Raw genomic sequence first — 21,229 nt, 5'->3', positions numbered from 1 at the left:
CCCGAGAAGCTCTCGGGAACGTTTTTTATTCTTGCCATCCCCCGCCGATTCCGCTATACTGGATGGATAGAACAAAACAAAGGAGCATGACAATGGGTCTCTTTTCCAAAAAGAGCGCGCCGCAGCCGAGCGCGCGCCCGGAATATATCGAAGTCGGCCAGATCGTGAACACGCACGGCGTGCGCGGCGAGGTCAAGGTACAGCCCTGGGACGTGAGCCCAGAGCTTCTGTGCGGGTTCAAAACGTTCTACATGGACGGTGCGCCCTTCCGCCCGACGAGCAAGCGCGTGCAGGGCGACATGGTGCTCATGAAGCTGCCCGAGGTCGACGACATGGATGCTGCCGCCGCGCTCAAGCGCAAGGTGCTCTCCATTCGCCGCAACGATGTCCAGCTCAAGCCAGGTGAGCACTTCGACGCCGAGATCATCGGCATGAACGTCTATAACTACTTCCCCCACACGTATATCGGCACGGTGGTGGACGTGCTCTCCTACCCCGCCCACAAGCTCTACAAGGTCAAAGGCGAGGAGAAGACCTATCTCATCCCCGCGGTGAAGGATATCTTCATCACGGACATCGACGAGGAATCGCGCGAGATCAGCGTGCACATGATCGAGGGGTTAGAAACCGATGAGGATTGATATTTTAACACTCTTCCCCGCTTCGGTCGACGCGATGATGAACGTCAGCATCCTTGGCCGCGCGCAGGAGCGCGGCTACATCACGATCAAGACGCACCAGATCCGCGACTACACGACGAACAAGCAGATGCAGGTCGACGACTACCCCTACGGCGGCGGGCGCGGCGCGGTGATGCAGGCAGACCCCCTGTACCGCTGCTGGGCGCATGTGTGCGAGGAGGCTGGCAGCCGCGGGCATACGATCTACCTCTCCCCCTGCGGGCGCACGTTCACACAGAGCGTGGCGCGCGAGCTGAAGGATAAGTATGACCACCTCATTTTAGTCTGCGGCCACTACGAGGGCATCGACCAGCGCTTTATCGACGAGTGCGTGGACGAAGAACTCTCGATGGGCGACTTCGTCGTCACGGGCGGCGAAATTCCCGCCATGGCCGTGACGGACGCCATCTGCCGCATGGTCCCGGGCGTGCTGCCTGAGGAGGAATGCTTCACCGAGGAGTCCCACTGGGCTGGGCTTTTGGAGTATCCGCAGTATTCCCGCCCCGATGAATGGCACGGCCGCCGCGTGCCGGACGTGCTGCTCTCCGGCCACCACGAAAACGTGGCCAAATGGCGCAAAAAAGAGAGCTACAAGCGCACGATGCTCCGCCGCCCTGATCTCTGGGCGCAGTTCGACGAAAAGCAGCTCAAAACAAAGAGCGAGAAAAAAGTCCTCGCCGAAGCCAAAGCCGAAGCAGAAGCCATCCGCGCCGCGGAGGTGAAGAAGGCGGAGGAAAGCGACACCGAAACAACTGTTGAGTAACAGCTCGCACTATCTGCGCAAGGCAAGGCGAACGGTCAATCGACCTCATTTGCCGCCCGCAGGCGGCAAAGTATTTTGATCCGTCGTGGAGGACGACACGCGCGTCCGCAGCGACACTTTGCAGGAAATGGCGCGGTGAGCACCACTTCCTGAAGCTCTCTCATCAAGAAGCAGCTTCGCTGCTTTTTGATGAAGTAAAAAAGCGGAACAGCCTAAGCTGTTCCGCTTTCTTTATGTACTTTTACGCGATGCGCTTCGCGCCGACGTAGCGGGAAGCATAGTAGCTCGCGGACAGGCTGTCGATCGTGATCTTGCCGACGCTGTAGCGCGCGTGGATGATCTGACCGTTGCCGATGTAGATGCCGACGTGGCCGATGGCGTGTGAGGAATCCGAGAAGAACACCAGATCACCGGGCTGCAAGTCGGATTTGGCGACGGCGTAGCCGCAGTTCTTATACTGGGCGGTCGCCGAGTGCGGCAGGGAGTAGCCGAGCTGCGCGTAGAGATACATCGTGAAGCCCGAGCAGTCAAAGCCGTTGGGGGACGCGCCGCCGGAGCGGTAGCGCGTGCCGAGGAAGGGCATCGCCATGGAGACGACCTTTGCGCCCACTGTGCCGTCGAGGTCGGCAGGATCGCGCAGATATTCACCGAGCAGCCAGCCGGTCGTGGAGCCGAACGTGACCTGATACCAGCCGTTCGATTCACCGACGACGGTGACCTGCTTGCCGCTGACCACCTGCGTGATCTTGTCGTAATTTGTGCCGGGACCCGTGCGCACGTTGATCGTGCCGCCCGTAACGACCATGGAGACGGTCTCGGTCTCGCTCACGTCTTCCTTGGCGTCGGCCTTGTCTTCAAGCTCTGCCTGCATCTCATCGAGCTTGGCGAGCTCTTCTTCGTTCGCGCTCTCGGTCTGAACGGATTCCGTCAGCACCGTCACGCGGTCAACGAGGTTGCGGATTGAACCGTCGTAAGCGGCCTGCGCCGAAGAGAGCGGCGCGAGCAGGCTGACGGAGAGAATGCCCGAAAGCAGGAACGATAAGCATCGTGAATGGTTTCTCATAGCTGAGTCATCCTTTCGTGAATAAAATCAGGGGGCTGCGCGGCGGCTATTTACATCTTGCCGCTCAGCGCGCGCTCAAGCCAGATGGAGGCAAATTCCATCGCCTCGCCAAGGCTTCCTTTTTCCGTCGAGCGAACCACACGGTCGCGCGAACGGAGGCTTGCGTCCGTCATCTGCAACTGAATGGAAACGCGCTTGGCAAGCGTGATATCCTTGAGCGGCGTGGTATCCAACGCCTGCATCATCACGATATATTTATCCGCCATCGAGCCGTAGTAGATGAGATTATCCACACGGCGCAGCGGGTGTCCGCGGTAAACGAGACCTTCCGTAGCTTCTGCCATCTGACTCACTCCTGTCCTTGTAACCAATTTGTAACTTTGTAACCGTTTTGTAACTTTTTGCAGTATAGCATTTTTTGCCCCCCTTGTCAATAAAAGTGGGGCGAAAAAATGCAACAAACCCTCGGAGGCCGCGTTCACGGTCTCCGAGGGTCGTTATTCTGACGTTTTTCGCTTACTTGCCGAGGTAGCTGCGCACAAGCGTTTGCAGCAGCTCGTCGCGATCCAGCTTGCGGATCAGCGTGCGGGCGTTGTTATGGTTCGTGATATAGGTGGGATCCTCCGACAGGATGTAGCCCACGATCTGGTTGATGGGATTATAGCCCTTATCCTCCAGCGCGGCATAAACGGTGGTCAGAATATGACGGATCTCAGCGTCCTTTTCCTGCGCAACATTAAACTTTCGGGTAAATTCTTCCATTGGGAGAGCCCCTCCTTTCCATGCAGACAGTATAGCAACGCAATTTCAAAAAGTAAAGAGAGCGCTGTCAACTGTAACCAAATCGTAATGTTTCCTTAAGGAATTCTCAGCGGAGCACCGCGTCGTGGTCGGCCTTGAGCGCTGCGAGGATGGACTGGACGTCCTCATCTGCCTCTTCGCCGGTCAGGCTGCGGTCATCCGCGCGCAGAACGAGGTTGAATGCCACGCTCTTCTTGCCGATGGCCACGCCGGGGCCGCGGTAAATATCGAACAGCGACACATCCTTCAAAAGGCCCTTCGCGCCGCGGCGGATGCTCTCTTCGAGCGCGCCGACCGTGACGGCCTCGTCGCACACGACGGCGATGTCGCGCGTGACGGCGGGGAACTTCGGAAGCGGCTGGTAGACAGGGATGTCGCCGCGCTTTTCATACATCGCATCGAAGCTCAGCTCTGCGGTGTAGACCTCGGTGTCCATGCCGTAGTTCGCCGCGACGAGCGGATGGATCTGGCCGAACACGCCGAGGTATGTCTCGCCCGCATACACTTTCGCGCAGCGGCCGGGGTGATAAGAATCATTGTCGGTGCAGGCGACGTACTTGACATCCGTGATGCGCAGCTCGTGCAGCAGCGTCTCGATGCTGCCCTTGAAGGAGAAGAAGTCCACGCCGTCGCCGTAAGCGCCGAGGGAGAGGTACTTCGGCTCGTCAGCAAGGCCATCCTCGCGCGGCAGGTAAATTTTGCCGAGCTCATAGAGGCGGGCGGACTTGTTGCGGTAGCTGTGGTTGCGGGCAATGATCTCGAGCATGCTCGGCAGGATCGTCGTGCGCATGATGGAGGTATCCTCGCCCAGCGGGTTCAAAATCTTCAGGGAGTTGCGCAGCGAGGAATCCTTCGGCATGCGGATCTTATCGTAATAGGTCGGGCTGATGAAGGAATAGGTGATGATCTCATCGTAGCCCAGCGCGCGCACAGCGCCGCCGATGGCGCGGTCGAAGCGCTGCTGCTCGCTAAAGCCGCCGCGCGTGGTCTCGCCGCGCATGAGCGTGCAGGGAATCTTATTGTAGCCGTAGAAGCGCGCGACCTCTTCGGCAATGTCGCTGTAATGCTCGACGTCGCCGCGCCAGGACGGCACGTAGATGTCGTCGCCATTCAGGATAAAGCCGAGGGAGACAAGAATTTCGCGCATCAGGTCTTCGCTGAGTTCCGTGCCGAGCAGGGCGTTGATCTTGTCGGGTTCGAGCTTGACGACCGTGGGGGCCTTTTCCTTGGCGACCACGTCCATCACGCCGTCGACGACCTCGCCGCAGCCGAGCAGCTCCACGAGCTCGCAGGCGCGCTCGACGGCCTTGATGGTGTTCATCATGTCGAGGCCCTTTTCATAGCGGGAGGAGGCGTCGGTGCGCATGCCGAGGGCGCTGGCCGTGCGGCGCACGGAAACACCGTTGAAGTTAGCGGACTCAAAGAGCACCATCGCCGTGTCGCCGACGATCTCGCTGTTCGCGCCGCCCATGACGCCCGCGACGCAGACGGGCTTGTGCTCGTCACAGATGCAGAGCATGTTCGGCGTCAGCTTGCGCTCGTTGCCGTCGAGCGTCTGGATGGTCTCGCCCTCGCGCGCGGTGCGCACGATGATGTGGCCGCCTTCGACGCAGCTGAAGTCAAAGGCGTGCATCGGCTGGCCGTATTCGAGCATCACATAGTTCGTGATATCGACGATGTTGTTGATGGGGCGCACGCCGCTGTTGCGCAATCTCTCGCGCATCCAGCGCGGAGATGGAGCGATCTTGACGTTTTTCACCATGCGCGCGGTGTAGCGCGGGCAGAGGTCGCCGTCCTCAATGTCAATGTCGACAAGGTCGGCGATGCTGCCGCCGCAGCCGTGCGGCTCGGGCGTGTGCAGCTTAAGGGGGCGCTTGAACGTCGCGCTCGCCTCGCGGGCAAGGCCGATGACGGAAAGGCAGTCGGGGCGGTTCGGCGTGATCTCAAACTCGACGATGGAATCGTCAAAGCCGAGGATGTGCGCCATGTTGAGGCCCGGCTCGGCGTCCTCTTCCTGTAAGACAAAGATACCGTCGGCGATGCAGTGAGGGAACTCCTTCTGCTCGGCGTGCAGGTCCTCGAGCGTGCAGATCGTGTCTCTCTTCGTGTTGTACGCGACGAGGTCGCCCTCGTGGAGGTTCGAGCAGACAGTCTTCGCCGCACGGGTGACTGTGCCGTCGTTCACGCGGACATTATAGCCGCCGTCAACGCTCTCCACCGCCTCGACGCGGCCGCAGAGCACAGGGCCGTAGACCTTGTTGCCGGGCTTGATGTCAGCGGGGATGGAGGGCTTCGCGGGGTCGAGGGGATGGTAGTCGTTCAGAAGCGCCGCGGGCGTGATAACGGCATAGGGGAAGTCGTGTTCCGCCGTCATGCCGAGTTCCTTGAGCGAGCAGAGCATGCCGTTCGACTCGACGCCGCGCAGCTTGCCCTTTTCGATCTTCACACCGCCCGGCAGATGCGCGCCATGCAGCGCCGCGGGGACATAGTCGCCCACGTGGATGTTCCACGCACCGGTAACGATCTGCACGGGCTCGGCCTGACCGACGTCGATCTGGCAGACCCACATGTGGTCGGAGTTTTCATGGCGCTTCATCTCGAGAATTTTGCCGACGACCACGTTCTTGAGGTTCTCGTCGGGACGCTCGATGGTCTCGACCTTCGAGCCGGAGAGCGTCATCTCGTCGTTGAATTCCTTATCGGTGATATCCTTGAGGTCAACGAATTCGTTGAGCCAATTACGGGATAGGATCATATTTGTATCCTCCTAAGAAGTAACAATCAAATTTTGTTTTTTGTGACGACATGCGCGTCACAAAAAACACCGCTCAGGGTGCAAGCGTGCGAGCAAAGCGAGTGCGGCGCAGCACCCTGCGAAAGAGATCGCAGAAAGCGGCTCGCCGCTTTCGCGAGGAATATTAGAACTGTTCGAGGAAGCGGACATCGTTCTCGAAGATCAAACGCAGGTCGCTGATCTTGAAGTGGCCGAGCGCCAGACGCTCAAGGCCCATGCCGAACGCCCAGCCGGAATAGACCGTGGAGTCGATGCCGCAGCCCTCGAGGACCTTCGGGTGGATCATGCCGGCGCCGAGCACCTCGATCCAGCCCTCGCCCTTGCAGGTGGGGCAGCCTGCGCCGTGGCACTTGTGGCACTGAATGTCCATTTCGCAGCTCGGCTCGGTGAACGGGAAGTGATGGGGGCGGAAGCGCGTGACCGTGTGCTCGCCGTAGAGCTGGCGCACGACCTCGTTGAGCGTGCCCTTGAGGTCCGCCATCGTAATGCCCTTGTCGATGGCCATGCCCTCGATCTGGTGGAACATGGGCGAGTGCGTGGCGTCGACCTCGTCCTTGCGGTACACGCGGCCGGGGGCTAGAATGCGGATGGGCAGCTCGCGCGTCTCCATCGCGTGGATCTGCATCGGAGAGGTCTGCGTGCGCAGCAGGATCGAGCTGTCCTCGGTGAAATAGAACGTGTCGCTCCACTCGCGGGCGGGATGGTCCTCCTCGACGTTGAGCTTCGTGAAGTTGTACTCGGCAAGTTCGACCTCGCGGTCTTCGAGAATTTCAAAGCCCATGCCGACGAAGATGTCCTTGATCTCGTCGAGCACCTGATACATCGGGTGCTTCACGCCGATCTTTTCCTGCTTGCCGGGGATGGTCACGTCCACGGCCTCGGACTTGAGCTTGAGCTCCATGGCCTTGTCGGCGAGCTCTTTCGTCTTTTCCTCGATGTTCGCTTCGAGCTTGGCGCGCACGTCGTTGGCGAGCTGCCCGATCACGGGGCGCTCTTCGGCGCTGAGCTTACCCATCTGCTTCAAAACGGCGGTCAGCTCCCCCTTTTTGCCAAGGTAGCGGACGCGCAGTGCTTCGAGGTCCTCCGCCTTACCGGCGTCGGAGATCGCATCGAGCGCCGCCTTGCGGATCGCTTCCAGTTGTTGTTTCATATCATTTCTCCTTTTCAGGTAAAAATTTGCAGAATTTCAAAAATCGGCGGCAGGGGCAAAAAAATAGTCTTTCCTCCCGACACTCTCGGGACGAAAGACTTTCTTCCGCGGTACCACCCTGATTCGCGCCCAAAGGCGCGCGCTCGCTGCCCGTAACGGGGGCTGACCGGCCGCGCATTTCCTCGCGGCTGCTCAGGGGCGAACCAAGCGACATCCCGCAGACCGGCTCCCAGCCGCCGACCGGTCCTCTCTACGCGGAACAAACACGCTATTTTCCCTTTCACAGCATTTGTCTAAGTGGTACTTATATCACAGAAAAAAGGAACTTGCAAGGGGGAATTTGCCCCTTGCCGGCAAAAAAGCGGCAAAAGCGCAAAATATCGCGCATTTTCCTCTGCGCACTCCCCTTTTCCTGCCCAAAACGCGGAAAAACCGCACTTTACAACGTGCAAAAACGTGGTATACTATAATAGTTGTTTACAAACCCACCGTGGCTGCTCTCGCAGCCGGATAAGGAGAACGATCATGGACGAAAGAAAGCGTCTTTACAAGTCCCGCAACAACAAGATGATCTGCGGCGTCTGCGCAGGCATCGCAGACTACTTCAACATTGACCCGTCGATCGTGCGCGTGCTCTGGGCGGTCCTCGCTCTGGCCGCCGGTACCGGCGTGCTCGCCTATATTGCCTGCGCGATCATCCTGCCCGAGGGCGACACCGAGGTCTGACTGCTTGACAATCCGCGCAAAAAAGATATACTAAATCCTGTTTGCCGCGCGAAACGGCAGAAAAAGATGTAAAACGCGAAGGGAGCTTCCTTTTATGGCGACTTATCCGATGCATGTCGCGGGTCTTGACCGCGACTTTCCCATCTGCAAGGTAACGGACGATCTTTATATCGGTGCTTTCATCATGTTCGGCGACGCGGAGCTGACCGTGCGCTGCGCAGAAGAGCTCTTGAAGCTCGCCGAGGGCATCGACTACGACTACCTCTTCACCGCTGAGGCCAAGTCCATCCCCCTCATCCACGAGATGGCGCGCCAGAGCGGCGCGAAAAAGTATTTTATCGCGCGCAAGGGCCCCAAGGTCTACATGCCCGACCCCATTTCCGTGGAGGACAAGTCCATCACCACCGTCGCCCAGCAGAAGCTTTTCCTCGGCTCTGACGACGCGGATCTCATCCGCGGCAAGAAGATTTTGCTCGTTGACGACGTGATCTCCACGGGCGGCTCGCTCAAGGCGATGGAAGCACTCGTCGAAAAGGCGGGCGGCACCGTTACGGGCCGCATGGCCGTTCTCGCCGAGGGCGGCGCAGCCGACCGCAAGGACATCCTGTTCCTTGAAAAGCTGCCCGTCTTCAACGCCGACGGCAGCGTGAAGTAAAAAGATTCAATCACAGAAGCGCAAAGCGCCTTTCAAAGAGCTTTCTTTGAAAGGCGCTTTCTCTGTTATTCGGTGATCTCCTCGCAGACCGTCGGCGATGTAGGCCTTGCTTCGGCCTCCGGCGCTGTTCTTAGTCCGCTCAAACCGCGGCGGCAGAGCACGCAGCCCGCCGCGCATACGGCGGCCATGACGGCAAGGAACTGCCACTTCTCCGCAAAACCGCCCAAAAGCCCCAGCGGGTCGTTCATTGCGTTGAACGCGGCGTGCGCGGCGATCGTGGGCAGGATGCTCCCCGTACGATAGCAAATATAGCCGAAAAGCAGGCCCATGAGAAACGCGTAGCCGATCTGCACCGGCGTTCCGTGGATGAATCCAAAGAGTACCGCTTGCAGTACAATTGCGATCCACACCGGCATGGCCCGTTCCAGCCGCGACTGGATGACGCCGCGGAACACGAGCTCCTCCGCAACCGGCGCGCCGGCCACCACGGCAAGCGCCGGGATCAGTCCCGTCTCTGTGCTCAGGCGCATGGCTTTTCCATATTCCTCCATCCAGCTTTCCGGCAGCAGGGCAAGCACCAGACTGACCAGCACATAGAGGCCGACCGCGCCGAAGGCGCAGAAGCCCACCGTCCAGCCCGAGCAGTAACGAAGGCCCGCCGCCTCGGATAGCGGCTTTTTCCGCAGCAGGAACCACAGCAGCAGTACCGCGGCGATGATCAGACACGATAGCAGCGTGAGCGCCGACAGGCCGTCAAGAAGCCGCTCCGCCACCGCCTGCGCCCCCCCTGTGCAAGGTCCGCTCCCCTATTGATCGCTGCATCGGCAGCGATACCGATCCCATAGACAAATGGCAGCAAAACCTGCACCGCCACGAAAAAGAGCTGATACAAAGCGGATCTCCCCAGCGCAGCCAAAACGCCCTTTGCGGAATAGGAATGCTCGGTTTTCATATCTTCCCCCTCCTTGTCCGGTCCTAAAATTGCCGCAGCCTCCATTTTGTGTGCGGGCCACTTCAAGCAAGCCCGGCGCAGTGAATGCCAGCGCGTTTTATTTGTCTTTTAGTTGAAAATATTCATTTATTTCAATACCGTTTGTTTAATTATACTGTATTATCAGATGCTTGTAAACAGCATTTTGTGAAAAGCAATCTTTCGGCAACGGCCTGTATTTGTCCGGTCCATCATACAGTTTATGATGCAGTGAACTTCTGCGTTCTTCTCACTTTTCGTCAGTTTTACTAAAAATATTTTAGCTTTTTCTGCTGGACAAGTGCAAAAGAACGTAGTATCCTATAAAAAATAAACGAGGAAGATGGATGATTCATCCGATAAACTGGTCAAACACAACAAAATAAGGAGGAAAACGCATGGCATACCGGGAAAGCTACGCAGGAAAGATCAACCGCAAGCTGAACAAGAAGCTCCACGTCGTCGAGGTGGCCTCGGGACGGCAGAAGGCCGACCTCGTGCTCAAGAACGCGACGTATGTGAACGTCTTCTGCAACGAGCTCAGTCATGGCGACATCGCCGTGGCCGAAGGGCTAATCGCAGGCATGGGCGAGCATTACGAGGGCGTGGTCGAGATCGACATGGGCGGCAAGCTCGTGCTGCCCGGCTTTGTCGACGCGCACATCCACTTAGAGAGCGCGCTCGTTTCCCCCAAGGAATTTGCCAACGCCGTCATTCCGCACGGCACCACGACCGTCATCACCGACCCGCACGAGATCGCCAATGTCATGGGCACCGACGGCATCGAGTATATGCTGCAGGCGACGGAAGATCTGCCCGTTGACGTGCGCTTCATGCTCCCCTCCTGCGTGCCCGCAACGCCGCTCGACGAATCCGGCGCGGTGCTCGATTACCGCGCGATCGACTCGTTCTACGAGCACAACCGCGTCGAGGGTCTGGCCGAAATGATGAACTATGTCGGCGTCGCGAACGCCGACGAGCAGGTGCTCGAAAAGATCGTCGCCGCGCAGGCGCACCACAAAAAAATCGACGGCCACGCCCCCGGCCTTTCGGGCAACGACCTGAACGCCTACATCGCCGCCGGCGTCTATTCCGACCACGAGTGCAGCACCGTGGAGGATGCCATCGCCAAGCTCGAGCGCGGACAGTACATCATGATCCGCGAGGGCACGGCCGCGCGCAACCTCGACGCGCTGCTCCCGCTGCTCACACCGCAGTATTACACCTACTGCATGTTCTGCACGGACGACAAGCACCCGAACGATCTTCTCGAAAAGGGCCACATCGACTACATCGTGCGCCGTGCCATCAAGTCGGGCGTCGACCCGATCATCGCCGTCAAATGCGCGAGCCACCACGCCGCGCGCTACTTCCTGCTCAACAACCGCGGCGCAATCGCACCGGGCTTTCTTGCGGACTTTGTCGTGATCGACAATTTCGACAGCTTCAACATCCTTGAGGTCTACAAGAAGGGCAAGCTGATGTTCGACGGCAAGACCGTCACGCCGTTTGAAGCGCCCGAGATCGATCCGCACCTCGTCAAGCGCTCGCACGAGACGTTCCACGTTGCGCACCTTGAGGCCACGGACTTTATCGAGTCCCGCCCGCGCGCGGTGCTCGGCATGGTGCCCGGCGAGATCGTCACGACCGATGCGGGCTACGCCGAAAAGATCAGCGTTGAGGACGATATCTTGAAAATTGCCGTCATCGAGCGCCACAAGAACACGCACCACATCGGCATCGGCTACATCAAGGGCTACGGCCTCAAGTCCGGCGCGGTGGCGACATCCATCTCGCACGACAGCCACAACATTATCGTCGTCGGCGCGAACGAGGAGGACATGGCCGCGGCGGTCAACCGCGTCGTCGAGCTCGGCGGCGGCATCGTCGTGATGGACGACGGCAAGGTGCTCGGCGAGCTCCAGCTCCAGATTGCAGGCATCATGAGCGAAGCGCCGCTTATCGAGGTCAACGAGGCGCTCGAAAACGCCAAGGAGCAGGCCTTCAAGCTCGGCGTCTCGCGCGGGGTCGACCCGTTTATGACGCTTTCGTTCATGGCGCTGACCGTCATTCCAACGCTGCGCCTCACGACGCGCGGCGTGTTCGACGTCATCAATCAGCGCTACGTGTGATCTTACATTGTGAAAGGCTCCGGCGCAGTGCGTCGGAGCCTTTTTTCGAAAACTTTTGCTTGCAAATGCTCCCTGCATCGCATATAATAATTGTTGCACCTGCCGGTGTGATGGAATTGGTAGACGTAGCGGACTCAAAATCCGCCGCTGGCGACAGCGTACCGGTTCGAGTCCGGTCACCGGCACCAAGAGCAGAGGACCTGCGGCGCAGGTCCTCTGCTCTTTTCTTTGAACGGGCAAAAGAAAATCCGGATATTAAAATTGTGGTCGTTTGGCCTGGGCAGTGCCGGAGTGAGGCTTTCCTCTGCGATCCCACTGTTGCACTTGAGAAGATCCGATAAGCAGCATTGTATTCCTCGGAAAATCTACAATGCTGTGCGAGCCTGTCTGTCATCGCCTTTCAGGCCGCAATCAAAGTAAGAAAAAGCACGCCTGCCAAGCAGACGTGCTTTTCGTTTTGTGTCAGGGGTTTTGGCTTTTCAGCGTCTTCCGCCGAAGCCGCCTCCGCGGCCACCGCCAAATCCGCCGCTGCGACCTCCACCGAAGCCACCGCCGCGGCTGCCGCCACCGCCGAATCCGCCGCCACGGCTGCTGCCGCCAAATCCGCCGAAGTTTCCGCTGCCAAAGCTGCCGCCGCGGCCGCTGCTGCCAAACCCGCCAAAGCTGCTACCCGAGGAACCGGAAGGCCGTCTCGGCTGCTGGGGCGGGCGGCGATTACCGCCGGAGGAGCCGCCGCTGCGCGGCGGTCTGGGGCCGCCCTGTGGAGGACGGGGGCCGCCCGAACGGGGCGGACGCGGGCCGCGCGGAGGACGGCGTCCCCAGAAGATGGGGTGATACATCACCGTCGGCACGCCCATGCCGGGCATCATGTAGCGGCGGCGATAGCGGCGATAACGCATGCCGTCAAGCATGATCCAGAGGACAAAGAATATGATGAGGATCATGATGAACATCACACCGTTGGCCGCCTCGTCCAGCGCCGCCTCGCTCTGCTGATACTGCTGGCTCAGCTCCACATGGAGCGCGGCGCAAAGCGAGCACACCGCCGCGTCATAATCGCCCTTCTGCACGTTATCCGCCATGCAGGAGGCAACAAAGCTCTGCGAAAGGCCGCTGAGCAGGTCGTAAAAATCGCCGCTGGCAAGCAGGTAGTAGTCCTGCTGCTGTTTTGCGATGACCAGGATCGCATCATTTTCCGCAAGCTGCATCTCGATGGCGTAATCATACGCCGCATTCTCTATGTCGTTTGCGGATTCGGTCGTGACGACAGCCATGATGCTGCCGAACATCTTGTCCCAGTTGGCGTTGTAGAGGCCGATAGCCTCCTCAGTCTTGTCGGAAAGAACACCGCATCATCGCGCACATACTGCGTAAAGGCCGCCGCAGAAAGTGAGGGATCGAGCTTTTCCCCGCCCTCCGGCGTAGAGACGGCGGGCGCCTTGTGCAGTCCCCACGCACTGGATGCGACGATCGCCAGAATCAGCACGACGATGGCGACACCGCGTTTTTGAAAGAATTTCATGTGTTTCTCCTATCCGGAGCGTCTCAGCTTCTCAGCTCCATGAGCTTCTGCTTCAGCTCGCCTTCGATGCGGCCGAGCTCGACCTCCGCTTCCTTGCGCTTCTGCGCACCCTCGCGCTGAATGTTCACGACTTCGTCGAGCGTGGAGACGAGCTGCTCGTTCGTGTGCTGCAGCGTCTCGATATCGACGATGCTGCGCTCGGCCTCCTTGGCCGTGGCGATGGTGCCCATCTTGAGCATGTCGGCGTTCTTCTTGAGCAGCTCGTTCGTCGTCTCCGTCACGGCGCTCTGTGCGGCCGTGGCCTGACGGCTGTGCTCCATGCCGAGCGCGAGCACCATCTGGCTCTTCCAGAGGGGGATGGTATTGACGAGCGAGGACTGGATCTTTTCGACCATCAGCGTGTCGTTGTTCTGGAGAAGTCTCGTCTGCGGGCCCATTTGGAGCGAGACCATGCGCGTGAGCTCCAAGTCATGCAGCTTCTTTTCAAAGCGCTCGCACTTCTGCGCGTAGTCGTTGTATGCCTGCGCATCCTCGGCAAGGCCGCTGGCCTCCGCCTTTTTGCGCAGCTCCTCGAGCTCGCCGGAGCGGACCTCGGCCAGACGCTTTTTGCCCGCGATGATATACATGGTCAGTTCTTTGTAGTACTTGAGGTTCAGCTCATACATCTGGTCGAGCATCGCGATGTCCTTCATCAGCGTGACCTGATGCTTTTCAAGCTCAGAAACAATGCGGTTCACGCTCGTCTCGGCCTTGCCGTACTGCGCGCGCATCAGCTCGAGCTTATCCTTCTGCTTGTGGAACAGGCCTGCGAAGCCCTTCTTCTCCTCCTGACCGAAGCCCTTGACCTCGACGACGAGGTTCGAGAGCGTCTCGCCCACTTCGCCCAGGTCCTTGTTGCGCACGGAGGACAGTGCATTTTCCGAGAACGTCGCAACGCTCTTCTGCGCGGCCACGCCGTAGTTGAGCACGAGGTTCGTATCCGTGATGTCGATCTTTTTCGCAAAATCGTTGACAGCTTTCTTCTCCTGCTCGGTGAGCATGCTCTCATCGACCTTGACGGGCTCGACTTCCTTTTTCTCCGCCTCGGGCGCAGCGGGCGCTTCGGGCGTGAGCGTCAGCTCGGGAACGGCCTCCTGCGCCGCTTCGGTGGGGTTCAGGGTCAGCTCGGGCATCATGTTGTCGCTCATATCATTTCTCCTCCGTATTTTGGCTTTGAGTTTGTTCTTTTTCGTGCTTTTTGATGCGCTGGATGCGGCGCAGGCACAGCAGCGTGGCCAACGCCCAAATCAGCGCGGAATAGTAAAGCGTATCCCTGTGCAGATGCAGCGCGCCGATGATGCTTGCCACACACATGATGGCAAAGATTGCACAGAAGATCGGGTCGAGCCACACGCCCTTGAGGCGCTTCATGATCCATGCGTTCACCTTGGCGTTGAACGCCATCACTTTCTTTCGCATCGCTTACTCCTTTATAGCTCGAGCTTGATGTCGTCCTGCGAGGCCGTCGCCGTGCCGGACTCGGCATGCAGCTCACCGTCGTCCTCACTGAGCCCCTCGCGCTTCATCATGTTTTCAAGCACCGTGATGTCGGTGGAAATATCCATCGCCTCGCTGCCGAAGAGCATATCGAGCTGCTTTTCAAAGGCGGCGACGATGGTACTCATCATGCTCTCCACACGCTGCATGGTGTTATCGATATTCTCACCGTTCACACCCTGCGCGCCCATGCGGTCATAGGCATTCAGGAGCTTGAGCGTGGTGGGCAGATAGTAGTCCATAAATTTGCGGATCTGCGGCAGCTTTTTGGGGTCTGCCTTGACCTGCGCGAAGATCTTCGCGCTCAAATCCTCGAGCCGGTCGATGTCGGCAGAGATCTTCGCGTCCTTGATGGAATCTTTCAGACGCTTCATCTCGGAGATGGCAAGATTGCCGTCCCGGATCATCTCGTCAAGCTCCGGATTCCCGGTGGTCTCCTCCTTTTTCGGCGGGTCAGGCACAGTGACCTCGACCGTGCCGCACACGGCGTTCATAATGAAGAACACCACCCCCGACACGACCGCCACAAAGAGGAAATGCGGTACGCGGTAGAGCGGGAACAGCAGCGCATAAATGACCCATGTTCCCGCCGCGGCATAATAGGGAACGGTGGATCTGCGTTTGACGGTTGCCAAGGCGATCGCCTCCTGTTTTCATAAATATTTTGACTGATATATGATATCACATCGCATCAGCGCGGTCAAGCAAAGCAAGCGCTTGAAACATTGCAATATCGCACTTTTTACAAAAGAAGGCGGCGTCCGGTCCAGGACGCCGCCTTCTTGCAAAATACTGCGTTTTTCTTATTCGTTTCGGATGGCTTCGAGCGCCGAGATCTTGACCGCCTTGTTCGCGGGCTGATAGCCGGACACCAGTCCGATCAGCACCGAGAACACCAGCGCGAAAATCACAAGCTCCGGCTTGATGACGGACGTGCGCACCACGCCTTCGCCGCCGATGAGCGCCTGCTTGATAAGCTCCCACGTGACGCCCCCGCCGCCGAACGCGCCGAACGAGAACAGATTGATGATGACGGATATGATGAAGCTGAAAATAAGCCCCAAAATGCCGCCGAGAAGGCCGATGCTGCCCGCCTCCATGAGGAACATCGCGCGGATATCGCGCACATAGCAGCCGAGCGCCTTCATAATGCCGATCTCCTTCGTGCGCTCGGAGATGGACATGATCATCGTGTTCGTGATGCCGATGGCCGCGACCAGAAGCGAGATCGCACCGAGGCCACCGAGCATCAACTCGATCTGGCGGGTCTGCTTGTTGAGCTCGTCGCGCATGCTCTGCATAGAATACGTACTGTAGCCCAAGTCCTTGATGGACTGCTCCACATCCGACACGGCGTCGAGGCTCTCAGCCTTGACGTTGATGCTTGAATACTCGAACTTCGTGTCGGTCTTGCCGGTCAGGTCCTGAATAAGAGCTTTGAGCGCATTGATGTCCATCATCACGCCGTCGCTCGTCTCATAGCCCTTTCCCTGGTCCTCCTTCAGCACACCGACGACCTTTAGCTCGACCTCGTAAGGCGTGGGCTCGGTGCCCGTACCGTCGTCATACGGTGTGAGTACCATGGTGATGCTCGTCTTGAGCGGGTCGAAAAACGGGTCGGGAACATTTTCGGTATCAATATTTCCGTTCTCATCCCAGACGTAACGGTCCACATAGTTTCGCCCGTCCGGCATCAGCGTATCGGTGAAGTTATAGGCAAAATACTGGCCCACGATCACCTCGTCGCTGTTTTCGGGATACCGCCCGTCCATCAGCTCAAAGCCCATGTCCTCAAGGGCGCTCGAGTCAATGCCGGCAAAATTGACCCAGTCGGCCGTGTAGCGGCCGTTGACGCCAGCCTTGAAGCCTACATTATATCCGTCGAGACTTGCCTTGGGCATGACGGCCTTGACGCCCGCGATCTCGTGGAAGCTCTCGACCGCCTTGTCGTCAAGCTTGCTCTCCGTCTGCGTGCCGGTGCTCTGGTTGTAGCCGCGGTAGACCTCGATGATGGAGAGGTCGCCCATATTTTTGAGCATCTGGTCGTAGGACTCCTGCATGCCCGCGCCGATGGAGACCATCACGATGATGGACGTGCAGCCAATGAACACGCCCAGCACCGTCAGGATCGTGCGTCCTTTGCGCCGTGACAGGCTGTCGAAGCACATTTTCAGGATGTCTGCGAATCTCATTTTTTCTGCTCCTCAGCACCCGTGGCCGCAGTTTCTTTGCTTTCAGCCGCCGCGGCTTCCGCTGCCTCCTGCTTCTCCTCGGCGAGCTCCTCTTCGTCCCACTTGTCCCACAGCGCCTGCTCGGCCTTCTGCTTGGCTTTCTTCTTGCGGATGCGGAGCACGATCAGCGCGATGACGGCGATGACGACGAGCGCGATGATGACGTACTTCCACGGGAAGGTGCTCGTCGGCTCGGGATCGATAGGCTCGTCAGGGTCGACGGGGTCGATGGGCTCGTAGGCCATGGCTTCGACCGTGGCTTCAAATACGCGCTCTTTCGTGTTGCCGTTGGAATCCTCGTAGGTAATGACGATCTTGACCTGATTCTCGCCCTCCAGCTGCGGGGTCACGGCAAAAGCGATGGTGCCGTTCTTGCCGCCGTCGATCGTGCCGACGCGCTGATAGGCCGTCGGCGTGTCGATATCGCCGGAGATGGTCGCCTCAACGTTGTTGATGGCGCTCTTGCCCTTGTTGACATAGTCGATGGTCAGGCTCGTTTCCTCGCCGACATAGCCGGTGTAGGAGCTTGTAGGCTCGCTCATTTCAAAGCGGTCGGGCTGGTAAAGAGGAACGCTCAGCGACAGCGTGGCGTTGCCCGACTTTCTTGCGTTCTGGTCGACGTATTCATAGGTCACGTCGATCTTGACGTCCTGCGCGCTGGCGCTGATGAGCTGCGCGGCCTTCATCGGCACGGTGACGGTCTTGCTGCCGCTCGCGGCGACGGATTCAAAGTAGAACGTGTTCGTCGAGCCGTTGAGCATCAGGTCCTGTCCGCCGGTGACGGTGACCATGACGTTTTCGATCTTGATGGTCTTGCTGGTGTTCGTGAACGAGAAGCTCACGTTCGTACTCGAGCCTGCCGCGACGGACGAACCGCCATAGTTGTACTTCGAGAGGATGACAATGGGCGTGGGGCTCGCGATAGGGTCTTCGTCCTTCGTATCCTTGGTGACGGTGGAGAGAACGTTCACGCTGCCGCTGGCGCTGCCGCCGGTGAGCTGCGTGCCATTGTCGTAGTAGAACGACAGCGTGGCGTCAATCGTCTGCATCTGGGATTCGATCTTGTCGAGCGCCTTGACCGTCACGGTGACAGCCGTGTCGCGGCCCGCGCGGATATCGTCGAGCATGTAGTCCTGACTGCCCATGATAAGAAGCGAGCCGGAGGATTTGAGCGTCAGGATGGGGTCACGCATGGCGGTCGTGCCGGCGTTCTGGATGTAGACGGTGATGGTCTTCGTCTGGCCCGCGGCGATGGCCGTGGACATACCGTCAGAGTTGAAAACGGCGCGCGGCTCGGGAATCGTTTCCGGCGTCGGCTCGGGATCGGGCGTCGGCTCGGTGTAGGGCACGCACTCGCGAATCTGTAGGTTCTCGTTCTGATAGTGACCGTTACCGGATGCATCATTATAGTAAATCGTAAACGAAAGCTGCTTTTCGCTCGCACCCGTATAAGTAAGGTTTCTGAGCTTAACAGTATAGGTCGTACCATCGCCACTCGACGAGGCTGACGCATAATAGGTGCTGTCGCCCTGGAAGCTGTCGATATTGCGAATCACTCGAATTGAATTGCCGTCGGTGCCGTTTGCTGTGCAGTAAAGGTAAAGCGTGATATCCACACTGTCGCCCGTTGTGATGCTCGACGAACTGACATCGTAACCTGTGACCATAAAGGCTCCGCCACTGCTGCCGTCTCCCTCACCGGCAGCATTCACCACATTCACATTCGGCAGCAGCGCCGCGCACAGCACAAAGGCAAGGCAGAGCGAGAGCAGGGATCTTGAAATGCGTTTCATGTTTGATTTCCTCCGTTATTCGATGTAAGGTGCGGCGTCGATCTCCGCCTTGACCTGATTTTCTACGTTGCTGACGATCCTGCCGTCGATGAGCGTGACGATGCGGTCGGCATACTCGGTCATCTCCGGATCGTGAGAGACGAGCACGATCGTCTGGTGGAAGCGCTTGGCAAAGCCACGGATCATGTGCATGACCTCTTTCGTTGTCTTCGAGTCGAGGTTGCCGGTCGGCTCGTCGGCGAACACGACCTCGGGGTGCGTGACGAACGCGCGTGCAATGCCCACGCGCTGCTGCTGTCCGCCGGACATCTGGTTCGGAAAGTGGTCCATGCGGTCCTTCAGTCCCACGCGGCAGAGCATTTTCTTTGCCTCCAGCAGCCGCACATCCGGGTCGATGCCCTTGAACATCAGCGGCATGGCCACGTTTTCCGCCGCCGTCAGCTCCGGCAGCAGGTTGTAGGACTGGAAGACAAATCCGATGTGCTTCTGCCGGAAGGCGGCGAGCTGGTTTTCGTTGAGCTGTGAGATCGGCACGCCGCCGATGCGCACCACGCCGCGCGTGGGCTTTTCGAGTCCCGCTAACTGGTTGAGCAGCGTCGATTTGCCGCTGCCGGACGTGCCGAAAATACAGCACACCTCGCCCCGCGGGATGTCGAGGTCAATATTGTGCAGTGCGACCACGTGCTCCTGCCCCATCATGTACACCTTTCGGAGCTTTCGCACCGAAATGATGGGCTTCTGGTCATTTGCCATCGCAGATTCTCCTCAATTTTAATCTTGGATCCATTATAATCTCATCTTATGAGGAAGTCGTTACAATCAGGCGCGATTTGGTTACAAATTATTTAAGAGTTCCTTAATTCTCGCGCCGAGCCTCTTTCCTGTATTATTTAGACGGAATTTATCGAAAAATGTTTCATCCTTTTTGAAAAAAAGGCGGACTTTTTTGAAGTCCGCCTTTTTTTAAGTTCATGCCGTTTTAGTTCAGCGGCACGTCGGGTACGACGTAGACCGTCATCTCTTCGCCATTTGTGTCGATGGACACGGTGTCGTCGATGGGCTGCGTCAGCGCCGCGTCCGCATAGAGAAGATTGCCGGTGCTGCTCACAAACGTGACATAAGTGCCGCGCTTGATGGAGATCTCCTGCGTCTCCTCATCCGCCGCGCTGGGGTTATAGACGAGCGTCAGCGCGCAGACCTCATCGCTGTTGAAGGCCTCGGCCGCCAGCTCCTTGTCCGGCAGATAGGACTCGCCATAGCTCCAATCATAGAGCGTCGTGCCGAGGACGGATGCCTCACCGCTCTCATCCTTGCTGTAATCTGTCACGGACTTGGCAAGAAGCTCGCCCGTCGCGGGGTCGACATAGTAGAGGGTCGTAAAGTAGTAGTCCGGCATGTCGCTGTAGGTCGTGGTCGTCGAGATCACCACTGCGCCGTCCTGCTCGCTCTGATCGTCGATGGTCTCGACCGAGCCGTCGTCCTGCAGTTCGCCGCAGGAGGGCAGCATCTCCTGAATGTAGCTCTCATACTCGCCGCTCGGATAGCAGTTCATATTCAGGCGGCCGTCGCTTTCCATTTTGCTGAGATACACGCCGTTTCCCTCGATCGACAGGCAGGCCTGAGCGAAGAATTCATCCTCGCCCACGGGGCTGTCGGCGGTGTAGCTGTAGTGCGAGGCCAGCAGCAGGTTCCCCTTATCATCGCGCGTGTACTGCACCTTGGCGGTGTAGGTCTCTCTGCCATCCTGATCGGTGCCTTGAATGCTCACGGTCACGGCCTCGTGATCTTCGAGCAGCTTTTCGGGAATGTTGTCCACGCGCACCTGCTCAAGTGTGATCTCCTTGGACTCGTCAGTATTGCTGTCGTTGTTGTTCGTATCTCCGCCCTGCATGCCGCAGCCCGCGAGCAGACTCATCACGCAAAGCGCGCCAATGCCTGCTTTCTTCCAGTTTTTCACCTTGGTTTCCTCCTTATTTGGGTGCAGACTTACGCCCGCGTTTCAAATTCTTTTTAACGGTTTTCTTCCAGCGGCACGATATAGACCGTTGCGCTCTCGCCGCTCGTGTCGACGCCCTGCGTGTCGTCGATGGGCCGTGTCAACTCCTTGTCGGCGTAGAGCGTGCAGCCCCAGAAAGTGACATGCGTGCCGTGCGCCACGCGGATCTCGCTGCCGCTCCAGCCGTCCTCCGCCTCCTCAACAGATTAGTCCCCAGCGGTTCATTTTATTTCTCCTTTCATCGTCTTCTTTCCATCTTGATTATGCGGAGCTTTTTTCGTTCCGTACATTCTCTTAGACGAGAAATTTCTCAAAAAGTTTCACCCTTATGATTTTTTTAAGAAACTTTTTTCTTCCCCGTGCGAGCTCTTGCATTTTCCGCCAACACGGCATACAATGAGGACACATTTCACCCGG

Annotated in this window: 22 protein-coding genes and 1 tRNA gene; 6 read left to right on the top strand and 17 right to left on the bottom strand. The window is 58.4% G+C overall.

Features of this window, described 5'->3' with window-relative positions:
- Nucleotides 1–92: 92 nt before the first annotated feature.
- Together rimM and trmD are read left to right on the top strand one after the other, a co-directional pair.
- A complete protein-coding gene (rimM, locus tag NI20_RS0108940; protein WP_052084553.1) occupies nucleotides 93–641 on the top strand; it encodes a ribosome maturation factor RimM in 549 nt (182 codons plus the stop codon).
- Entirely contained in the window at nucleotides 631–1,443 is an 813-nt protein-coding gene (gene trmD / locus NI20_RS0108935; RefSeq protein ID WP_033121056.1) for a tRNA (guanosine(37)-N1)-methyltransferase TrmD, read from the top strand. Before rimM ends, trmD begins: the two co-directional genes overlap by 11 nt.
- Nucleotides 1,444–1,684: 241 nt before the next feature.
- On the opposite strand, the gene NI20_RS0108930 is transcribed toward trmD, so the two are convergent.
- The 5 genes from NI20_RS0108930 to pheS form a co-directional block, all read right to left on the bottom strand.
- Nucleotides 1,685–2,506 (bottom strand): C40 family peptidase, encoded by an 822-nt coding sequence (locus NI20_RS0108930; RefSeq protein WP_052084552.1) that lies wholly within the window; start codon nucleotides 2,504–2,506, stop codon nucleotides 1,685–1,687.
- 50 nt (nucleotides 2,507–2,556) lie between these two features.
- On the bottom strand, nucleotides 2,557–2,850 hold the full coding sequence (locus NI20_RS0108925) for a hypothetical protein (protein WP_033121055.1): 294 nt from the start codon (nucleotides 2,848–2,850) through the stop codon (nucleotides 2,557–2,559).
- A 172-nt stretch (nucleotides 2,851–3,022) separates the two neighbouring features.
- A complete protein-coding gene (locus tag NI20_RS0108920) occupies nucleotides 3,023–3,268 on the bottom strand; it encodes an IreB family regulatory phosphoprotein (RefSeq protein WP_033121054.1) in 246 nt (81 codons plus the stop codon).
- Between the two features lie 106 nt (nucleotides 3,269–3,374).
- Nucleotides 3,375–6,062 carry a phenylalanine--tRNA ligase subunit beta gene (gene pheT, locus NI20_RS0108915; RefSeq protein ID WP_033121053.1) on the bottom strand — a complete coding sequence of 896 codons (2,688 nt, stop codon included), beginning with the start codon at nucleotides 6,060–6,062 and terminating at the stop codon, nucleotides 3,375–3,377.
- Nucleotides 6,063–6,225: 163 nt separating this feature from the next.
- A complete protein-coding gene (pheS, locus tag NI20_RS0108910) occupies nucleotides 6,226–7,251 on the bottom strand; it encodes a phenylalanine--tRNA ligase subunit alpha (RefSeq protein ID WP_033121052.1) in 1,026 nt (341 codons plus the stop codon).
- A gap of 525 nt (nucleotides 7,252–7,776) precedes the next feature.
- Here pheS and NI20_RS0108905 point away from each other — a divergent pair.
- Together NI20_RS0108905 and NI20_RS0108900 are read left to right on the top strand one after the other, a co-directional pair.
- Nucleotides 7,777–7,977, top strand: a complete 201-nt coding sequence (locus NI20_RS0108905; RefSeq protein WP_033121051.1) for a PspC domain-containing protein — start codon at nucleotides 7,777–7,779, stop codon at nucleotides 7,975–7,977.
- Nucleotides 7,978–8,071: 94 nt separating this feature from the next.
- Complete coding sequence (locus NI20_RS0108900) at nucleotides 8,072–8,632, top strand: phosphoribosyltransferase family protein (protein ID WP_033121050.1); 561 nt, start codon at nucleotides 8,072–8,074, stop codon at nucleotides 8,630–8,632.
- A 65-nt stretch (nucleotides 8,633–8,697) separates the two neighbouring features.
- On the opposite strand, the gene NI20_RS14230 is transcribed toward NI20_RS0108900, so the two are convergent.
- Nucleotides 8,698–9,405: a CPBP family intramembrane glutamic endopeptidase gene (locus NI20_RS14230; protein WP_052084551.1), complete on the bottom strand. Its 708-nt coding sequence runs from the start codon at nucleotides 9,403–9,405 to the stop codon at nucleotides 8,698–8,700.
- The gene (locus NI20_RS15085; protein WP_156108602.1) at nucleotides 9,351–9,584 is read right to left on the bottom strand and encodes a hypothetical protein; all 234 of its coding nucleotides are present in this window, start codon (nucleotides 9,582–9,584) and stop codon (nucleotides 9,351–9,353) included. Before NI20_RS15085 ends, NI20_RS14230 begins: the two co-directional genes overlap by 55 nt.
- Before the next feature lie 416 nt (nucleotides 9,585–10,000).
- Between NI20_RS15085 and ade the strand changes: the two genes are divergently transcribed.
- Entirely contained in the window at nucleotides 10,001–11,734 is a 1,734-nt protein-coding gene (gene ade, locus NI20_RS0108890; protein WP_052084550.1) for an adenine deaminase, read from the top strand.
- A gap of 101 nt (nucleotides 11,735–11,835) precedes the next feature.
- Nucleotides 11,836–11,922 (top strand) — tRNA-Leu (locus tag NI20_RS0108885).
- A gap of 291 nt (nucleotides 11,923–12,213) precedes the next feature.
- On the opposite strand, the gene NI20_RS15715 is transcribed toward NI20_RS0108885, so the two are convergent.
- From NI20_RS15715 to NI20_RS15075, 10 genes are all read right to left on the bottom strand, one after another.
- On the bottom strand, nucleotides 12,214–13,023 hold the full coding sequence (locus tag NI20_RS15715; protein ID WP_052084549.1) for a TPM domain-containing protein: 810 nt from the start codon (nucleotides 13,021–13,023) through the stop codon (nucleotides 12,214–12,216).
- The gene (locus NI20_RS15080; RefSeq protein ID WP_156108600.1) at nucleotides 12,972–13,256 is read right to left on the bottom strand and encodes a hypothetical protein; all 285 of its coding nucleotides are present in this window, start codon (nucleotides 13,254–13,256) and stop codon (nucleotides 12,972–12,974) included. Before NI20_RS15080 ends, NI20_RS15715 begins: the two co-directional genes overlap by 52 nt.
- 23 nt (nucleotides 13,257–13,279) lie before the next feature.
- A complete protein-coding gene (locus NI20_RS0108875; RefSeq protein WP_033121049.1) occupies nucleotides 13,280–14,443 on the bottom strand; it encodes a toxic anion resistance protein in 1,164 nt (387 codons plus the stop codon).
- Between the two features lies 1 nt (nucleotide 14,444).
- Nucleotides 14,445–14,714 (bottom strand): hypothetical protein, encoded by a 270-nt coding sequence (locus NI20_RS0108870; protein WP_033121048.1) that lies wholly within the window; start codon nucleotides 14,712–14,714, stop codon nucleotides 14,445–14,447.
- Between the two features lie 11 nt (nucleotides 14,715–14,725).
- A complete protein-coding gene (locus NI20_RS0108865) occupies nucleotides 14,726–15,427 on the bottom strand; it encodes a 5-bromo-4-chloroindolyl phosphate hydrolysis family protein (RefSeq protein WP_033121047.1) in 702 nt (233 codons plus the stop codon).
- A gap of 168 nt (nucleotides 15,428–15,595) precedes the next feature.
- Nucleotides 15,596–16,984: an ABC transporter permease gene (locus tag NI20_RS0108860; protein WP_033121046.1), complete on the bottom strand. Its 1,389-nt coding sequence runs from the start codon at nucleotides 16,982–16,984 to the stop codon at nucleotides 15,596–15,598.
- Complete coding sequence (locus NI20_RS14225; RefSeq protein ID WP_052084548.1) at nucleotides 16,981–18,816, bottom strand: COG1361 S-layer family protein; 1,836 nt, start codon at nucleotides 18,814–18,816, stop codon at nucleotides 16,981–16,983. Before NI20_RS14225 ends, NI20_RS0108860 begins: the two co-directional genes overlap by 4 nt.
- 15 nt (nucleotides 18,817–18,831) lie before the next feature.
- The gene (locus NI20_RS0108850) at nucleotides 18,832–19,569 is read right to left on the bottom strand and encodes an ABC transporter ATP-binding protein (protein ID WP_033121045.1); all 738 of its coding nucleotides are present in this window, start codon (nucleotides 19,567–19,569) and stop codon (nucleotides 18,832–18,834) included.
- A 226-nt stretch (nucleotides 19,570–19,795) separates the two neighbouring features.
- Nucleotides 19,796–20,773, bottom strand: a complete 978-nt coding sequence (locus NI20_RS0108845; RefSeq protein ID WP_033121044.1) for a hypothetical protein — start codon at nucleotides 20,771–20,773, stop codon at nucleotides 19,796–19,798.
- A gap of 53 nt (nucleotides 20,774–20,826) precedes the next feature.
- Complete coding sequence (locus NI20_RS15075; protein WP_156108599.1) at nucleotides 20,827–20,973, bottom strand: hypothetical protein; 147 nt, start codon at nucleotides 20,971–20,973, stop codon at nucleotides 20,827–20,829.
- Between the last annotated feature and the right edge of the window lie 256 nt (nucleotides 20,974–21,229).

The sequence above is a fragment of the Oscillibacter sp. ER4 genome (assembly GCF_000765235.1).
Lineage (GTDB): Bacteria > Bacillota > Clostridia > Oscillospirales > Oscillospiraceae > Hominicoprocola > Hominicoprocola fusiformis.
This window is presented reverse-complemented; position numbering and strand designations above follow the sequence as displayed.